Source organism: Flavobacterium okayamense, assembly GCF_019702945.1.
Classification (GTDB): Bacteria; Bacteroidota; Bacteroidia; order Flavobacteriales; family Flavobacteriaceae; genus Flavobacterium; species Flavobacterium okayamense.
This window is the reverse complement of sequence record NZ_AP024749.1, coordinates 2,256,537-2,272,920: the sequence shown is the minus strand read 5'-3', so window position 1 is coordinate 2,272,920 and position 16,384 is coordinate 2,256,537. Positions and strand designations below refer to the sequence as shown.

The 16,384-nt window shown below is 29.1% G+C and carries 15 protein-coding genes; 9 read left to right on the top strand and 6 right to left on the bottom strand.

Annotated features, from left to right (window positions below):
• The 4 genes from KK2020170_RS10615 (at position 1) to KK2020170_RS10600 (ending at position 4,715) form a co-directional block, all read left to right on the top strand.
• Positions 1-411, top strand: coding sequence for a hypothetical protein (locus tag KK2020170_RS10615; RefSeq protein ID WP_221258310.1), 411 nt, complete (start codon positions 1-3; stop codon positions 409-411).
• Positions 412-487: 76 nt separating this feature from the next.
• A complete protein-coding gene (locus tag KK2020170_RS10610; protein ID WP_221258309.1) occupies positions 488-670 on the top strand; it encodes a CAL67264 family membrane protein in 183 nt (60 codons plus the stop codon).
• A 63-nt stretch (positions 671-733) separates the two neighbouring features.
• Positions 734-2,425 (top strand): energy-dependent translational throttle protein EttA, encoded by a 1,692-nt coding sequence (gene ettA / locus KK2020170_RS10605; protein ID WP_221258308.1) that lies wholly within the window; start codon positions 734-736, stop codon positions 2,423-2,425.
• A 70-nt stretch (positions 2,426-2,495) separates the two neighbouring features.
• Positions 2,496-4,715: an ATP-binding protein gene (locus tag KK2020170_RS10600; RefSeq protein ID WP_221258307.1), complete on the top strand. Its 2,220-nt coding sequence runs from the start codon at positions 2,496-2,498 to the stop codon at positions 4,713-4,715.
• Here the strand turns inward: KK2020170_RS10600 and KK2020170_RS10595 are convergent.
• A complete protein-coding gene (locus tag KK2020170_RS10595; protein ID WP_221258306.1) occupies positions 4,712-5,746 on the bottom strand; it encodes a formimidoylglutamase in 1,035 nt (344 codons plus the stop codon). The two genes, KK2020170_RS10600 and KK2020170_RS10595, sit on opposite strands and share 4 nt — an antisense overlap.
• 120 nt (positions 5,747-5,866) lie before the next feature.
• Between KK2020170_RS10595 and KK2020170_RS10590 the strand changes: the two genes are divergently transcribed.
• Positions 5,867-6,757, top strand: coding sequence for a hypothetical protein (locus tag KK2020170_RS10590; RefSeq protein ID WP_221258305.1), 891 nt, complete (start codon positions 5,867-5,869; stop codon positions 6,755-6,757).
• Positions 6,758-6,804: 47 nt separating this feature from the next.
• Here KK2020170_RS10590 and hutI read toward each other — a convergent pair whose 3' ends face one another.
• The gene (gene hutI, locus KK2020170_RS10585; protein WP_221258304.1) at positions 6,805-8,043 is read right to left on the bottom strand and encodes an imidazolonepropionase; all 1,239 of its coding nucleotides are present in this window, start codon (positions 8,041-8,043) and stop codon (positions 6,805-6,807) included.
• Between the two features lie 70 nt (positions 8,044-8,113).
• On the opposite strand from hutI, the gene corA reads away from it, so the two are divergent.
• Positions 8,114-9,184, top strand: coding sequence for a magnesium/cobalt transporter CorA (corA, locus tag KK2020170_RS10580; RefSeq protein ID WP_221258303.1), 1,071 nt, complete (start codon positions 8,114-8,116; stop codon positions 9,182-9,184).
• Here the strand turns inward: corA and fumC are convergent.
• A complete protein-coding gene (gene fumC / locus KK2020170_RS10575; protein ID WP_221258302.1) occupies positions 9,181-10,566 on the bottom strand; it encodes a class II fumarate hydratase in 1,386 nt (461 codons plus the stop codon). The genes corA and fumC overlap by 4 nt on opposite strands.
• A 114-nt stretch (positions 10,567-10,680) precedes the next feature.
• Between fumC and KK2020170_RS10570 the strand changes: the two genes are divergently transcribed.
• Positions 10,681-10,848 carry a hypothetical protein gene (locus KK2020170_RS10570; RefSeq protein ID WP_221258301.1) on the top strand — a complete coding sequence of 56 codons (168 nt, stop codon included), beginning with the start codon at positions 10,681-10,683 and terminating at the stop codon, positions 10,846-10,848.
• 56 nt (positions 10,849-10,904) lie between these two features.
• Here the strand turns inward: KK2020170_RS10570 and KK2020170_RS10565 are convergent, their stop codons facing one another.
• On the bottom strand, positions 10,905-13,364 hold the full coding sequence (locus KK2020170_RS10565; protein WP_221258300.1) for a TonB-dependent receptor: 2,460 nt from the start codon (positions 13,362-13,364) through the stop codon (positions 10,905-10,907).
• Positions 13,365-13,441: 77 nt separating this feature from the next.
• Positions 13,442-13,783, bottom strand: a complete 342-nt coding sequence (gene arsC / locus KK2020170_RS10560; protein ID WP_221258299.1) for an arsenate reductase (glutaredoxin) — start codon at positions 13,781-13,783, stop codon at positions 13,442-13,444.
• Positions 13,784-13,837: 54 nt separating this feature from the next.
• Here arsC and KK2020170_RS10555 point away from each other — a divergent pair, with 54 nt between their 5' ends.
• Together KK2020170_RS10555 and KK2020170_RS10550 are read left to right on the top strand one after the other, a co-directional pair.
• Positions 13,838-14,749, top strand: coding sequence for a CPBP family intramembrane glutamic endopeptidase (locus tag KK2020170_RS10555; RefSeq protein WP_221258298.1), 912 nt, complete (start codon positions 13,838-13,840; stop codon positions 14,747-14,749).
• Positions 14,733-15,788 (top strand): AMP-binding protein, encoded by a 1,056-nt coding sequence (locus KK2020170_RS10550; protein WP_221258297.1) that lies wholly within the window; start codon positions 14,733-14,735, stop codon positions 15,786-15,788. Before KK2020170_RS10555 ends, KK2020170_RS10550 begins: the two co-directional genes overlap by 17 nt.
• A gap of 103 nt (positions 15,789-15,891) precedes the next feature.
• Here the strand turns inward: KK2020170_RS10550 and KK2020170_RS10545 are convergent, their stop codons facing one another.
• Entirely contained in the window at positions 15,892-16,314 is a 423-nt protein-coding gene (locus tag KK2020170_RS10545; RefSeq protein WP_221258296.1) for a DoxX family protein, read from the bottom strand.
• Between the last annotated feature and the right edge of the window lie 70 nt (positions 16,315-16,384).

Below are 16,384 nucleotides of genomic sequence, written 5' to 3'. Positions count from 1 at the left end.
ATGAATCCTTTTTTTAGAAATGCTTTAGCTGTCATAGTTGGAGCTATAATTGGAAGTATTGTTAACATGAGCTTAATTGAAATTGGTCATTATGTTATTGCTCTACCTGAAGGTGCAGATGTATCAACTTATGAAGCTTTAAAAACAAGTATGTTATCATTTGGACCTGAGCAATATATTTTTCCATTTTTAGCACATGCTCTAGGAACATTAGTTGGCGCTTTAATTGCTTCTAAAATTGCAGTTGGAAATAAACTACGAACAGCTATGATTGTTGGTGTTTTATTTTTAATAGCAGGAATATCTAATTGCTTTATGCTACCAGCTCCATTTTGGTTTATGGCTGTCGATGTTTTATTTGCCTACATTCCAATGGCATATTTGGGTTGGAAATTATCAGGAAGTAAATAATTACTTATTAAATCAATAGAAAATATCACTTAAAATAACGATATTTGTACTCCTCAAATTTTAAAAGAGAATAACAATGGGAATGAATAAAAATACTGTATTAGCTTGGGCAACTTTTATAATGATAATAATGGGATTATTAATTATTGGACTTGCAATTTATAGGTATGATGATGTTGCAGGATGGGGTTTTGGTGCAGTAGGAATCGGTTTCTTTGCTATTGCATGGGTTTTTAATGCCTTAAAAGGAAGAGTGTAGCTAGTATACAGTCTCAGTAATCAGTGTTCAGCTTTTTCTAAATTCTAAATTCATAAATTTAATATGTCAGACGATAAGAAAGTAATTTTCTCCATGTCTAGAGTAAATAAAATTTACTCAAGCACAAACAAACAAGTTTTAAAAGATATTTATTTAAGCTTTTTTTATGGAGCTAAAATTGGTATTTTAGGTCTAAATGGTTCTGGTAAATCTTCTTTACTAAAGATTATTGCAGGATTAGATAAAAATTTTCAAGGAGATTTAGTTTTTGCTCCTGGTTACACTGTTGGTTACTTAGAACAAGAACCTCAATTAGATGAAAATAAAACGGTAATTGAAATTGTTCGAGAAGGAGCAGCTGAGATTTACGCTTTATTAGATGAGTTTAATAAAATAAATGACGATTTTGGTTTGCCAGAAGTTTATGAAGATGCCGATAAGATGCAAAAACTTATGGATCGTCAGGCAGAATTACAAGATAAAATTGATGCTGCCGGAGCTTGGGAAATAGATAATAAATTAGAAGTAGCAATGGATGCTCTTCGTACTCCTGAAGCAGATACCCCAATTAAAGTACTTTCTGGTGGTGAAAAACGTCGTGTAGCTTTATGTCGTTTATTATTACAACAACCCGATGTATTATTATTAGATGAGCCTACCAACCACTTAGACGCTGAGTCTGTTTTATGGTTAGAGCAACATTTACAACAATATGCCGGAACTGTAATTGCTGTTACGCACGACCGTTATTTCTTAGATAATGTTGCAGGTTGGATTCTAGAATTAGATAGAGGAGAAGGTATTCCATGGAAAGGAAATTATTCTTCTTGGTTAGACCAAAAAGCAAAACGTTTAGAACAAGAAGAAAAAACGGCTTCAAAACGCAGAAAAACATTAGAACGCGAGTTAGAATGGGTTAAACAAGGAGCAAAAGGTCGTCAAACGAAGCAAAAAGCACGTTTACAAAATTATGATCGATTGTTAAATGAAGACCAAAAACAATTAGAGGAGAAGTTAGAAATTTATATTCCAAATGGACCTCGTTTAGGTACAAATGTTATTGAAGCAAAACATGTTTCAAAAGCATTTGGCGATAAATTGTTATATGAAGATTTAAACTTTACTTTACCTCAGGCGGGTATTGTTGGAATTATTGGTCCAAATGGTGCTGGTAAATCTACTATCTTCAGAATGATAATGGGAGAGGAACAACCAGATGGAGGTGAATTTACAATAGGTGATACGGTAAAAATAGCCTATGTAGATCAATCACATAAAGACATAAATGTTGAAAAATCAATTTGGGAAAATTTCTGTGATGGACAAGAATTGATAATGATGGGTGGTCGCCAAGTTAACTCTAGAGCGTATCTTTCACGTTTTAATTTTGGCGGTAGCGAACAAAATAAAAAGGTTTCTACTCTTTCAGGTGGCGAACGTAATCGTTTACACTTGGCTATGACATTAAAAGAAGAAGGAAATGTTCTATTGTTAGATGAGCCAACGAATGATTTAGATATTAATACGTTACGAGCATTAGAAGAAGGTTTAGAAAACTTTGCTGGTTGTGCAGTAATTATTTCGCACGATCGATGGTTTTTAGATAGAGTTTGTACGCATATCTTAGCATTTGAGGGTGATTCACAAGTTTATTTCTTTGAAGGAAGTTTCTCAGATTATGAAGAAAATAAGAAAAAAAGACTTGGTAAAGAAGTTACACCTACAAGAATCAAGTACAAAAAATTAATTCGATAAATATTTGTAATGAATCCTGATTTAAAATCAGGATTTTTTTTTATTTTAGTATCTCCTTTTAACCTTACAAGTGAAGCAACTTTTTACTTTATTTTTTTTAACTTTTAGTTTTCTTGTTTTCTCTCAAGAAAGTATTTCTTATAAAAAGAACTGTAAGGATTTATTATTGAAATCGGGGCAATCGTTTTTAGATTTAAAAAACGATGAATCAATTCGTTTTGCTAATGAAGCTTTATCGCTTGCAACTCATAATAACGATAATGAGTTTGCTGCTAAAGCGTATAATTTAATTGGTTTAAATTATGCTGATTTTTCCGATTTATCAAAAGCAATAGAAGCTTATAAAAGTGGTATTGAAAGAGCAAATGCAACAAATAATGATACCATTAAAAGTTGGTTAACAAATAATTTAGCAAATACATATTGCTATAATGAATTAGATTTTAATGAAGGAGTAAAATATTATAAACTTGCTTTAAAATATGCTGAAAAGTTAAATGATGAAAGTGAAGTTGTATTTACTAAATTAAATTTGGTAAGTGCTTTGTTTAGAGTTTCAAATTACGATGAAGGAATAGTCTATTTGGTAGATTCTAAAGACTTTGTAGAAAACAATGATAATTTAGAAGCTAAAATTTCATTTAACTCATTGTATGCTGATTACTACAATAATGCTCAAAATGATTTTAATAAAGCAGATTTTTATTATCAAAATGCATTTAACCTTTCAAAGCAAAATGATGTTGAATATATAAAATCTCATATAGCTGATTTATATAGCGATATTTCAAATTTCTATTCTAAGCATAAAAATTATGAAAAAGCATTTTACTATTTACAAAAAAGCGATTCATTAAATAATTCAATTTATAACTCTGAACGTATAAGTAAAGTTGCAAAAGAAAGTAATGAAGTTGACAAAAGTGAGATTGAAAGAAATTTATTTTTGGCTAATCAAGACAAATTAATTCAAGAAGAAAAGTTAAGAGATTCAAAACTAACTGTAACATTATTCATTGTTATATTTTCAATTTTAATGATGTTATTATTTTCTACCTATAGAAATAACAGATTGAAGAAGGAGACAAATATAGAATTGAAAAAAGCCAATGAAGAGTTAATTAAAGCTAAAGAGGAAGCAGAACAAGCTTCAAACATAAAATCTCAATTTATTTCAACTATTAGCCATGAGCTAAGAACACCTTTATATGGAGTTATTGGAACAACAGATATCATTGAGGAAGAACACCCCGAATTAGCGAATAGTTCTCACCTAAAAGCATTAAAGTTTTCAGCCAATTATTTATTGTCTTTAGTAAATGATATTCTAAAGGTTTATAAAATTGAAGAGAATAAAGTAATTCTTGAAGATAACATTTTCAATTTAGTTGATGTAATTGAGAATATTAAAGAATCGTTAGAAACAATTTCAAGAAAAAATAATAATAAAATTCATGTATTAGTTGATGCCGCAATTCCTGAGTTTTTAATAGGAGATAAAATTAGATTATCCCAGATTATTATTAATTTAATGAGTAATTCGCTTAAATTCACTCATAATGGTAAAGTAACAATTACTGCAGATTTAGAGAAAAAAGAAAATGAATTATTTCATATAAAATTTAAAGTAATTGATACAGGAATTGGAATTCCAAAAAAATATCAAGAATCTGTTTTTGATAAGTTTGTTCAAATTGAAAGAAGAGAAGATGATTACCAAGGAACAGGCTTGGGCTTAACGATTGTAAAAAAATTAATTGGCTTATTTAATGGAAAAATTTCTCTAGAGAGTGAAGAAGGAAAAGGAACCACTTTTACTTTTGTAATACCATTGAAATCGGGAGTAGATGAAGCAAAACAGTTTATTCAAGACGTAGAGGTAGATTTATCTGAATCGAAAACCTATAAAGTTTTAGTAGTTGAAGACAATAAGATTAATCAAATCGTTACCAAAAGGCTACTTGAAAACCACAAATTTGAATGTGAAATTGTAGATGATGGTTTCCAAGCTATCGATATTTTGGAAGAAAAAGAATTTGATGCTATTTTAATGGATATCAATATGCCAAAAATTAACGGATTCGAAACTACCAAAATCATTAGAAAAAAAGGTTATACAATTCCTGTAATTGCTGTTACAGCATTTGAGAAACAAGAAATAGTTGACAAAGCAAGAGAAGCTCAAATTAATGATGTAATTGCAAAGCCTTTTGAAGCCTATAAGCTTTTTAGAATGATTCGTAAATATGTTGAAAATTCAGATAATGAAAACAATGAATTAAACGCCTAATTCATTGTTTTACTTTTCATAAAATCTGTAATTAAATAAGCAATTAATTTACCAGTTAAATGATTGTTATTTGTAGTGTCTAAATCTGGAGCTCCTTCACAAATATGTAAATAAGAAGCATTTTTATGTTTGCCAAAAAAGTGAACAAATTCTCTTGCTTGGTTTACATTAAAACCGCTTAATGTCATAGCACTAGAATATACGCCAGGAATTGCATCTAAATCTAATTCAATACCAAAAGAATCTGTTTTTACAAATGAGAAAGCTTTAAGCATCTCTTCTTCAAATGATTTAGATTTTCTTATTTCAATTTCTTCATAAGTAATGAAATTAACTCTTTCATTCAATTCTTTTAATGTATTGAACAAAATTTTTGAAGTGTAGCTTTCATGTAAGCCAAAAATGAAATAATTTTTAAGAAAACCTTCTTCAAAAGCATAACTAAATCCATTACCCGAATGTCTTCCTTCCATCATTCTAAAATCACTATGTGCATCAAAGTTTATGGCATTCACGGGTTTACCTTTAGCAAGAGCTAAACCTTTAATGTTTCCATAAGCATTATTATGTCCGCCTCCAATGATAATTGGAATTTTACCAGCTGAAACGATAGTATGAATAGCATGAGAAACTTCTTTATCAATTTTTTCAACCAATTTAAAAAGCTGTTTGCGATCTTCTTTTACATTAGGATTTAATTTCTCGGCTTCTATCATGAATTCTTCAACTTCTAATTCTCCTAAAATCAATAAATCGCTTCCTTTACAAAATTTATTATGTTGAATATTTAATAAACTTTTTAAGGAACTTTTAAATGCGGCAGAAGTGCCAACTCTTCCGAAGTTTGCTTTAACACCAATGTCTTCCGAAATTCCAAGTAATACAAATTTAGCATCACAATTTTTCAAAATTTCTGATAAATTATGACCTGTATTAGGCACATGAACTTTTTCTCCAAATTTTACTTCACCACTTCTATGATTGGTCATTTTTGCTAATTCGCTAGAAGTGAATAATTTAATTGATTCCATTGGTTTAGTAATTTCACTTTCAAAAATAAGATTTTATAAATAACTATGAATAATAATTGAAAAAATAGTTTTTAAATTGTAAGTTTGTTAGGAATTTAACCAAAAATCTACTTATAACAAATGGAAAACGAGAAAAAACAAAACAATTCCGGATTAAAAGCTGCAGTAGTTATTTTAGCACTTTTGCTTTTAGGAAGTATAGGTTACATTATAAAAATGACAGCCGATAACAAAAAAGAAGTTACTGAGTTAACTACTGAAAAGGACAAGTTTGCTAGTGATTTAAAAGCTAACATTGCTGAATTAGAAGCTTCTAGAAGTGAAAATACTGAATTAGATGCTGAAAGACAAAAATTATTAGAAGAAAATAAAGAGCTTTTAGCAAAAATTGAAAAGGCTGAAGGTGATGCAGCTGCAATGGCTCGTTATAAAAATGAATATTTCCGCTTAAAAAGAGAACAAGATAATTTAGTAGCTGAAATTAAATTATTAAAAGAACAAAATGTAGCCTTAACGTCTAGTCTTGATAGTACAAATGTTGTTTTAGATGAAGAAAGAAAGTTTAAAGATACTTTATTAGTTCAAAATGACAACTTAGCAAAAACAGTTGAAAAAGGTTCTAAATTATCGGTTTTAAATTTAAATGTACAAGCTGTTAAAGAAAGAAGTTCTGGAAAACAAATTGATACAGATAAAGCAAGCCGTGCTGATAAATTAAAAGTTAGCTTTATTATAGCCGAAAATCAAATTGCTAAGTCAGGTTCTAGAACATATTATGTTCAGGTAATTGACAGTAAGAATAACATTTTAGGTGATAAAGAAACTATTTCTATGGGTGGTGAAGGCATGTCTTTAACATATAGTTTTATTACTCAAGTTAAATATGAAAACAAAACTGTTCAAGTTAACGAAGAACTTTCAGGTAAAGATTTTCAATCAGGAACTTATTTTGTTAATGTATTTAATGAAAAAGGAGAAAATGTTTCTAAAACAAGTTTTAATTTAAGATAATATAAACTTACATATCATAAAAAGGCCAGCTTTAAGCTGGCCTTTTTTTATTTTACAAACTCTCCGTTTATCATCACATCCTCAATTAAATTTGAACCAAATTCATAAGGGATTTGGTAATAAGAATGTATAGGTTTTGTAATAATTAAATTAGCTTTTTTACCTTTTGTAATACTTCCAACTTCTTTAGAAACATCCATAGCAAAAGCGGCATTAATAGTAGCTGCATTAACAGCTTCCTCGGGAGTCATTTTCATTTTAATACAAGCCGTTGCCACTACAAAGTTCATGTTTCCAGATGGAGTAGTTCCTGGATTATAATCTGTAGCTAAAGCTAAAGGCAAACCAGCTTCAATCATTTTTCGAGCTGGAGTATATGGTATACTAATAAAATAAGAGCAACTTGGTAAAGCAACCGGCATAGTTTCCGAGTTCTTTAACACTTCAATATCTTCATCTGTAACAATTTCTAAATGGTCTACAGAACGTGCTCCATAATTTACACAAGCTTTTATTCCTTCAATTGCTGTGAACTGGTTAACATGAATTTTGGCTATTAATCCATATTTTTTTCCAGCTTCCATTATACGTACTGTTTCCTCAACGGAAAAATAACCAGTTTCTAAGAAAGCATCAATATAATCGGCTAAGTTTTCTTCTGCTATTTTCGGTAACATTTCATTGATAATCAAATCGATATAAGCTGAATGATTTTCTTTAAATTGAGTAGGGAAGGCGTGTGCTCCTAAAAATGTAGCTTTTATAGGAATTGCATAGTTTTCTTTTAAACGTTTTATAACGCGTAGCATTTTCAACTCTCCTTCAACAGTTAATCCGTAACCCGATTTAATTTCAATAGCACCAGTTCCTTGTTTTATAACTTCTTCTAATCGTTTTTTTGATTGTTCATATAATTCTTCTTCTGAAGTTTCGTTAAGTCGTTTTGCTGAATTTAAAATTCCACCACCACGATTTGCAATTTCTTCATACGATAATCCGTTAATTCTATCTACAAATTCCTGAATTCTATTTCCAGCGTAAACAATATGTGTATGGCTATCAACCCAAGTCGGTAAAATTACTTTTCCCTCTATATCAATAACATTAAAGTCATTTAAATCTGGACAATCTTTCATTGTACCAAAATCTTCAATACGATCTTCTTTTATAATTAAAAATGCATTATCAATTTTTGGTAAAACCGACATTTCCTTTCCTGAAACTTTTGTAACATTTGGCTCTCTAACTTGTAATAATTCTTTTATATTAATGAAAATTGTACGCATAAAAATAATTTTCTGTAAAAATAAGTCCGAATTTTAAAAACTCCTATCTTTATAATAAAAAATAGGTATTTTGAGAAAAATAAGATATAAAAAAGGAAGAAAAGTTCAAGGTCAAACGTATGAGTATACAGGTATCTATACGGATAAACAAACTGAAATGCAGTTGTTTGTTTATAACGAACAAGAAGTTGACGAATATGAAAAAGTGACTTTAGAGGAATTTAGTTCAAAGCGTTCAGTTGAAAAAAACAATTGGCTCAATATTCACGGATTAACAAATATTGACTTAATTAAATCTCTTGCAGAAAATTTAGAATTGAATTCTTTAATTATTTCAGATATTTTGAACATAGCAAGAGGGACTCGTCTAGATGAAATGGACGAATCTCTTTTTTTTAGTATAAAATCTATTTTACCCAATGAATCTGATGATACCATTCGAATTGAACAAATTAGCTTTTTAATTAAAGAGAATTTAATTGTTTCATTTCAAGAAAAAAGAGGTGATTTTTTTACCCATATTAGAGAAAGGCTAAGAACTAATTCAGGAGTTGTTAGAAAAAAACACGTAGATTATTTACTTTATTTATTATTAGATGCTATTATCGAAAATTTCTACATAACAATTGAAAATAAAGAAACAAAGATTGAACTGTTATTAGCTACGTCTAAAACCTCTGATGATCCTAAAGTAGTTGAAGAGATTGAACATTTAAGAGAAATATTTCATTATTTAAAACGCTCTTTAATTCCACTTAAAGAAGCATTGTATACCATTAAAACCATCAAAGATGATGATGAGTTTAATAGCATTCAATCTTCAAATTTTGTCTTTTTTAGTCGACTTCATCAAAAAACTATTGAATTGTTAGAGCAAATTGATTACGATATGACTTCACTAGATAGTGCCAGTAATTTTTATTACACTACACAAAATCATAAGATGAACGAAGTAATGAAAACATTAACAGTAATTTCTTCGGTTTTCTTGCCCTTAACATTTATTGCAGGTATTTATGGTATGAATTTTAAATACATGCCAGAACTTAATTATCATTATGGTTATTACACAATAATTGGTTTGATGTTTCTAATTGTAATAGTAATGTTAATTTATTTTAAACGAAAGAATTGGTTTTAAATCATGTTTTTTGGATTTACCCATTCATCAAATTCATTTTCAGTAACATAACCTAAAGAAACAGCAGCTTGCTTTAACGTTGTATTTTCATGATGCGCTTTTTGAGCTATTTCAGCAGATTTATAATAGCCAATTTTTGTGTTTAAGGCTGTAACAAGCATTAATGAGTTGGAAAGAAGTTCAATTACCCTTTTTTCATTAGGCTGAATGCCTTTTAAACAATTTTCATTAAATGAATTACAAGCATCTCCTAATAATTCTGCAGATTGTAAAAAGTTTGCAATAATTACTGGTTTGTATACATTTAATTCGAACTGACCTTGACTTGCTGCAAATGTTATTGTAGTATCATTACCAATAATTTGACTACAAACCATCGTTAATGCTTCTACTTGAGTTGGATTTACTTTTCCAGGCATTATTGAAGAACCGGGTTCATTTTCTGGAAGTAAAAGTTCACCAAAACCAGCTCGTGGACCAGAACCCATTAAGCGAATATCATTTGCAATTTTAAATAAAGAAATGGCTAATTGTTTTAACGCTGAATGACTTTCAACTATTGCATTGTGTGCAGAAAGTGCTTCAAATTTATTTGGAGCTGTTATGAAAGGGAGTTGGGTAATTTCTGCAATATTTTTAGCAACTTCAATATCAAAATTTTCAGGAGCATTTAAACCTGTACCAACAGCAGTTCCGCCAAGTGCTAATTCAGATAAGGAATATAAACTTTTTTGTAATGAAACAATTCCATTTTGAATGAGTTGTGAATAACCTGAAAACTCTTGACCAAGTGTAAGTGGAGTAGCGTCCATTAAATGTGTTCGGCCAATTTTAATTACATCTTCAAATTCTTCTGATTTTGTAATAAACGTTGCTAAAAGTTTTTCTAATGCTGGAATTGTATGATATACTAATTTTCTGTAAGCAGCAATATGCATTGCCGTAGGAAAGGTATCATTAGAAGATTGTGATTTGTTAACATCGTCATTCGCTTTTATAATAGGTTCATCTTGTCCAATTTTTCTGTTTGAAAGTTGTTGTGCTCTATTTGCTATAACTTCGTTAACATTCATGTTAGTTTGTGTGCCAGAACCTGTTTGCCAAATTACAAGAGGAAATTGGTCGTTATGTTTCTCGTGTAAAATTTCATCGCAAACTTGAACAATTAGTTTTGCCTTTTCAGAATCAAGTACACCAAGGTTATTATTAGTAATAGCAGCTGCTTTTTTAAGAGTAGCATATGCTGAAATTATCTCAAAAGGCATAGAAGCATCAGGTCCAATTTTAAAATTATTTCGAGATCTTTCGGTTTGTGCACCCCAAAGTTTATCTGCAGGAACTTGTACTTCTCCAAGCGTATCTTTTTCAATTCTAAAGTTCATAATTTCAAATTTTACTAAAGTTAGCTATTTTATAAAAGAATTTCTGTTATAGAATTGTAAAAAATAAATTTAACTTTTATCTTTGACCTTGAATTCATATAAATTCCGGAAAACATGTTTGAATTTCAACAGTATTTAGGTTTTTTACTTTTCTTAACCATTTTAACTATCGGTTTTTGGTTAATGATTTTCTTAGCTTCTTTCGTTCCTTATTGGATTGGTGGGGCTATTGCAGAATTAATTAAAGAGAAAAGAGCAAAAAACAGAAAAGACGAAGAGTAATTATTCTTTGAACTTGAAATAAAAAAGGACTACAATTGTAGTCCTTTTTTTATATGTTATCCCATTATATCTCCGCCATCATCATCGCCTCCTTCACGTCTTCCTCTATCAGCTTCTTTTTTTCTGTTGAAGCGATAAGTTAGAGAAAATAAAATAGTTCTTTTTCTCCACATAAATTCAGAATAAGAAGAAGTTACGTCCTCTATGTAGGTTTCATTTCTTCTTTTCATTGTATTAAACATGTTGTTTACATTTAAGGCTAAAGTCATTTTATCTTTTAAAACGTCTTTACTTAATGCCATACTTACATTAGTCATAGACAAACTTTTACCTTGCGCATTTTTTTGAGGACCTCGGTAAAATACATTAGTTTGCCAATCTACTTTATATGGTAACGTTATTTTATTGTTTAATCTTGCAAACCAAGTAAAAGCATCATTATCAAAATTTTGTGTAACTAACTGATTTTGAAAATCAGTATAAGTATAATCACCACGAGTTACTACACTAAATAAATTTAAATTAGTGTTTAAGCGCCACCATTTATAAGGAGAATAATTAACATTAAATTCAAAACCTGTTCTAACTTCTTTTGAAAGGTTGATAGGTGTTGAAACGATTACAGGTACTCCATCAACTTCATCTCCAGTTTCTCTTCTAATAAATTGAAAAGAATCATCTGTAAGGTTGGTATAAATTGATGAATTTAATGTGAATTTTTTACCTTTCCATAAATAACCTAACTCAATAACATTTGTAAATGTTGGATCTAAATCGGGATTACCTTGAAATAAATTTACGTTACTTGAGTAGGTAGAAAATGGATTTACAAATCTACCTCTAGGTCTATTAATTCTTTTACTGTAACTTAATGTAATTGATTGATCTTCTGTAAATTCATAATTAAATGTTGCAGTAGGGAAGAAGTTATTATATAATTTCGTATTAAAATCAGAACTCGTAAATGAATTTACTTCAATATGGCTGTCTTCCCATCGTAATCCTAAGAAATAAGAAAACTTATTTATTTTATTACCATATTGTAGATACAAAGCATTGATGTTTTCTACATACTCTAATAGATTACTATAAGCAGTATTAGGGTTTACTTGAAAGTCTGTTAATGTATTTGAAAAATCACCACGGTAACCTGCTTCAAAACGACCATCTTTTCCTAAAGGTAAAACATAATCGGTTTTTGCTAACATTCTATTTCTTGTATTGTTGTTTAATGTATTTTCAAATTGAGCAGGATTCGAAGAGTTTAAAATTACATCAGTTATATCTGAAGTTTCATCGCGTTGGTTTTTTGAAACTGAGAAATCAGCAGTAAAAATATGATCTTCTTTTTCAAATTTTTTAGTAACGTTAGTAGCATACTCAATTACATAATCTTCCTCATTTTGATCGCTAAAACGGTTACGAGTTTGAGTAAAAACTCCATTCTCATCGTAATAATCCATTAAAACATCTTGAGGGTTCTTTTCAGAATTTTCTCTAAAAGTTAGTGAATTTGTCCAAGTTAGAGATTCAGTTAAATTTAAATCGACACCAAAGTTTGCATTATAACCTCTATCAATATCTTTTGTAGTTCTGCTTTCATTCATAAAACCTGTAATATCATCTATTTCAGGAGTATCATTATCAAAGTAGGTAGATTGAAATTCAGCTTCACCTTTATTCGTTCTATAATTATAACCAAAGTTTGAAAAAACGTTGAAAGTATCTGTTTTATAATTAATGCTTGAATTAAACCCATAAGTTTCAGGGTCACCAACAGATGCAACTAACGAACCATTTAATCCATTAGTTTTCCCTTTTTTCATGACGATATTGATAATTCCACCACCTCCTTCAGCGTTGTAACGAGCAGAAGGATTTGTAATAACCTCTACTTTATCAATTGCATCAGCGGGCAACATTTTTATTATATCACTTGGATTAATACCTGCAAGTCCAGAAGGTTTTCCATCTATTAAAATAGTAACACTTTCATTACCGCGCAGTGCAATTGTACCATCAGGATCAACTGTTACAGAAGGTACATTGTTTAATACATCACCTGCAGTTCCACCTCTTACGGTCATGTCAGAACCTACATTGTAAACTCTTTTGTCAAGCTTTATTTCTACTGTAGATTTTTCACCTACTAATTCAACACCTGATAGTTGCGCAATATCTGGTTCTAAATAAATAGTACCAAAATTTTTATTTGATGATATCGTTTGATTTTTTAATTCGACTGATTTAAAAGAAATATATTCAAAACGAATGTTGTAATTACCGTCTTTAACTGTAAATTTGAAATTACCATCAAAATCAGTAACTCCACCTGTTAATTGTTTAGTTTTAATATCCTCAAATACCACCGTAGCATATTCTAATGGCAAATCTGTACCCTTTTCAAGAATTTTTCCAGTTATGCTAACTTGTTTTGTTTCTGGTTTATATTGCGAATAAGAAAATGTTGATACAATTAATAAATAGAAAATAGAAAATTTTATTCTTTTGCTCATAAAGTTTGTTTTCCAAATTAGATTGCAAAATTACCTTATGGTTTAAAGCTATTGTCATAAATCTTTGTTAAAACTACTTAAAGGATTTCGTTGATTTTTTCTTTAGGGCGAGCTATGACTGCTTTATTATTTTTAACGACAATTGGTCTTTCAATTAATTTGGGATGTTCTAATAAAATTTCTATTATTTGATTTTCAGATAGTTCCTTACCTTTAAAGTTATCAATCCAAATTTTTTCTTTAGTTCGAACCAATTCAATAGGTTTAATGTTTAATTTAGAAATTACTTCTTTTAATTCTTCTTTAGTAAAAAAATCATCTAAATATTTTCTAACTATAATTTCTTCATTTGTGTTTTCAAGTAAACATAAGCCCTCTCTTGACTTTGTGCATCTTGGATTATGGTAAATTGTTATCATAATTCAGTTTTTTACAAAGATAAAAAATAGTATTTTAGTGAAAATTTTTGTGGTATGTATATTGAACAATTAAAAAAATATAATTTAAATCTAGCGCTATATTTTATTATACCGATTGGATTTATGTTGTTAATGCTTTGGAATTATTTTGCTTCTTTAGATTTAGACACCAATCAAGTTATTCAACAAACTATTAGTATGATTGGCGTTAATGGAACTTTTATAGCTATGATAGCTCCTTTAGCTATTGGTTTATTTGTTGTTTTCTTTTGGACAAAATTTATTCAAAATTTAGATATACGAATATTAACTACTTCAAGAAATAAAGTTGACTGGAAACGAATTTTCTTTTCATTTTTTTTATGGGCTGCAATCACATCAACAATGATTCTAGTTGCATATTATTCAACTCCAGAGAATTTTATATTGAATTTTAAACCTCAAAAGTTTGCTGTTTTTTTAGTCTTAGCTATTTTACTTATTCCATTACAAACAAGTTTTGAAGAATATTTATTTAGAGCACATTTAATGCAAGGTTTGGGACTAGCTACTAATAGTAGATTAATCCCTTTATTAGTAACTTCTTTTTTGTTTGGAATTATGCATGCTGCTAATCCTGAAGTAGATAAAGTAGGCTGGATTATTATGTTGTATTATATAGGCACAGGTTTGTTTTTAGGAATTCTTACTCTAATGGATGAAGGTTTGGAATTGGCTTTAGGTTTTCATGCAGCTAATAATTTAGTAAGTGCTTTATTAGTTACAGCTGATTGGACAGCTTTTCAAACCCATTCAATTTTTAAAGATATTTCAGAACCATCAACAGGTTTTGAAATTATATTACCAGTCTTTATTATTTTTCCAACGTTACTTTTTATTTTTTCGAAAGTATACAAATGGAAAAATTGGAAAGAAAAATTAACGGGTAAATTAATAGAATTAGAAACTAATGATTCCACATTTTAAAAATATTCATAACAGATTTAAAATTAATGAGTTTCACCTAAACAAAGATTCATTATTTCAATTAGCGTATAGTTTTATTAAAGAAGGAGAGGAGTTTGAAAAGGAAATTGGACTTTTTCTTTTGGATTGGTTAGACGAAAATGATTTTGTTGTTGTTAACACATCTGGAACAACAGGAAAACCGAAAGAAATTAAGCTATCTAAACAAGCGATGGTTAATTCTGCAATTGCTACTGGAGATTATTTTAATTTGAAACCTGGAGATAGGGTTTTACATTGTTTACCAAGTAGATTTATTGCTGGTAAAATGATGCTTGTAAGAGCAATTATTTTAGGATTAGAATTGGATATTATTTCTCCAAATAGTAGACTTGAAAAAAACGTTAAAAATTATGATTTTACGGCTATGGTTCCTGTTCAGGTTGAAAATAATTTTGAGAAATTAAATCAATTTAATAAACTTATTATTGGCGGTGCACAACCCAATTTGAACCTTCTTGAAAAGCTAACACAAATTAAAGGTTTGAAAGCTTATGAAACTTACGGAATGACAGAAACGATTACTCATATTGCTGCAAAAGAAATTAATTCACAATATTTTAAAGTATTACCAGAGATTTCAATTTCTACAGATGATAGAGAATGTTTAGTTATTGATGCGCCAAGAATTACTTCTGAAAAAATTGTTACAAATGATATTGTTGAAATACATTCAAATGAAGAGTTTCAATGGCTTGGAAGAATTGACAATGTTATAAATAGTGGGGGAATAAAATTATTTCCGGAGCAAATTGAAAAAAAACTTGAAAAATTTATATCACAAAGATTTTTTGTTTCAAGTGAAAAGGATGAAAAACTTGGTAATAGAGTAGTAGTAGTTATTGAAAGTAAACCCTTTGATTTTGATAAGACAATCTTTAATAATCTTGAAAAATTTGAATTACCTAAACAGATTTATTTTGTAGATGCATTTGATGAAACTAAAACAGGTAAAGTAAATAGATTGGAAACTTTAAAAAAAGTAAGGACTGTATGCTAAATAATTTTTTTATAGTTAAAGAGTATTATAACTAATCAAATTTAAACATCTACATAAAATTAACACTTCTTTATTAATATCACATACAGTCCTTTTAATTTAATTATTTTTCCATTTGTAGATAATAATCAGCTGAATGCTTTCCACTTCCAAAAAATAAAAAGAATATACATAAAAGTAATGCTATACCTGCTTGTAAAGTATTACTCAAATTAAATTCAAAAATAAAGTTTATTAGGAAAGCACAAATTACTATAGGCAATTGAGCCCATATTGACCATCTTGTTAAGAAGCCAATTATTATCATGACTCCTCCCACCATGTGGGCAAATGCAATATAATGTATTAAAAGCATTTCACTACCAAAACCTCCCGATGTACTTAAAATCTCATGAAGATATTTACCTTCGGTAAAAAATGATATCCCTTTAATAAATAGAAAAGCTCCAAAGGCAATTCTAAGTAAATCGAGAGGAATGCTAGTGTGTGCATTAGCCCATTTATTTAACTCTCTAATTGTAGCCATAATATATGGGTTTAAAATTATTGTCTAAATTACTAAAAATTAAGTAATTAGGAAAATAATATTTGTTAAA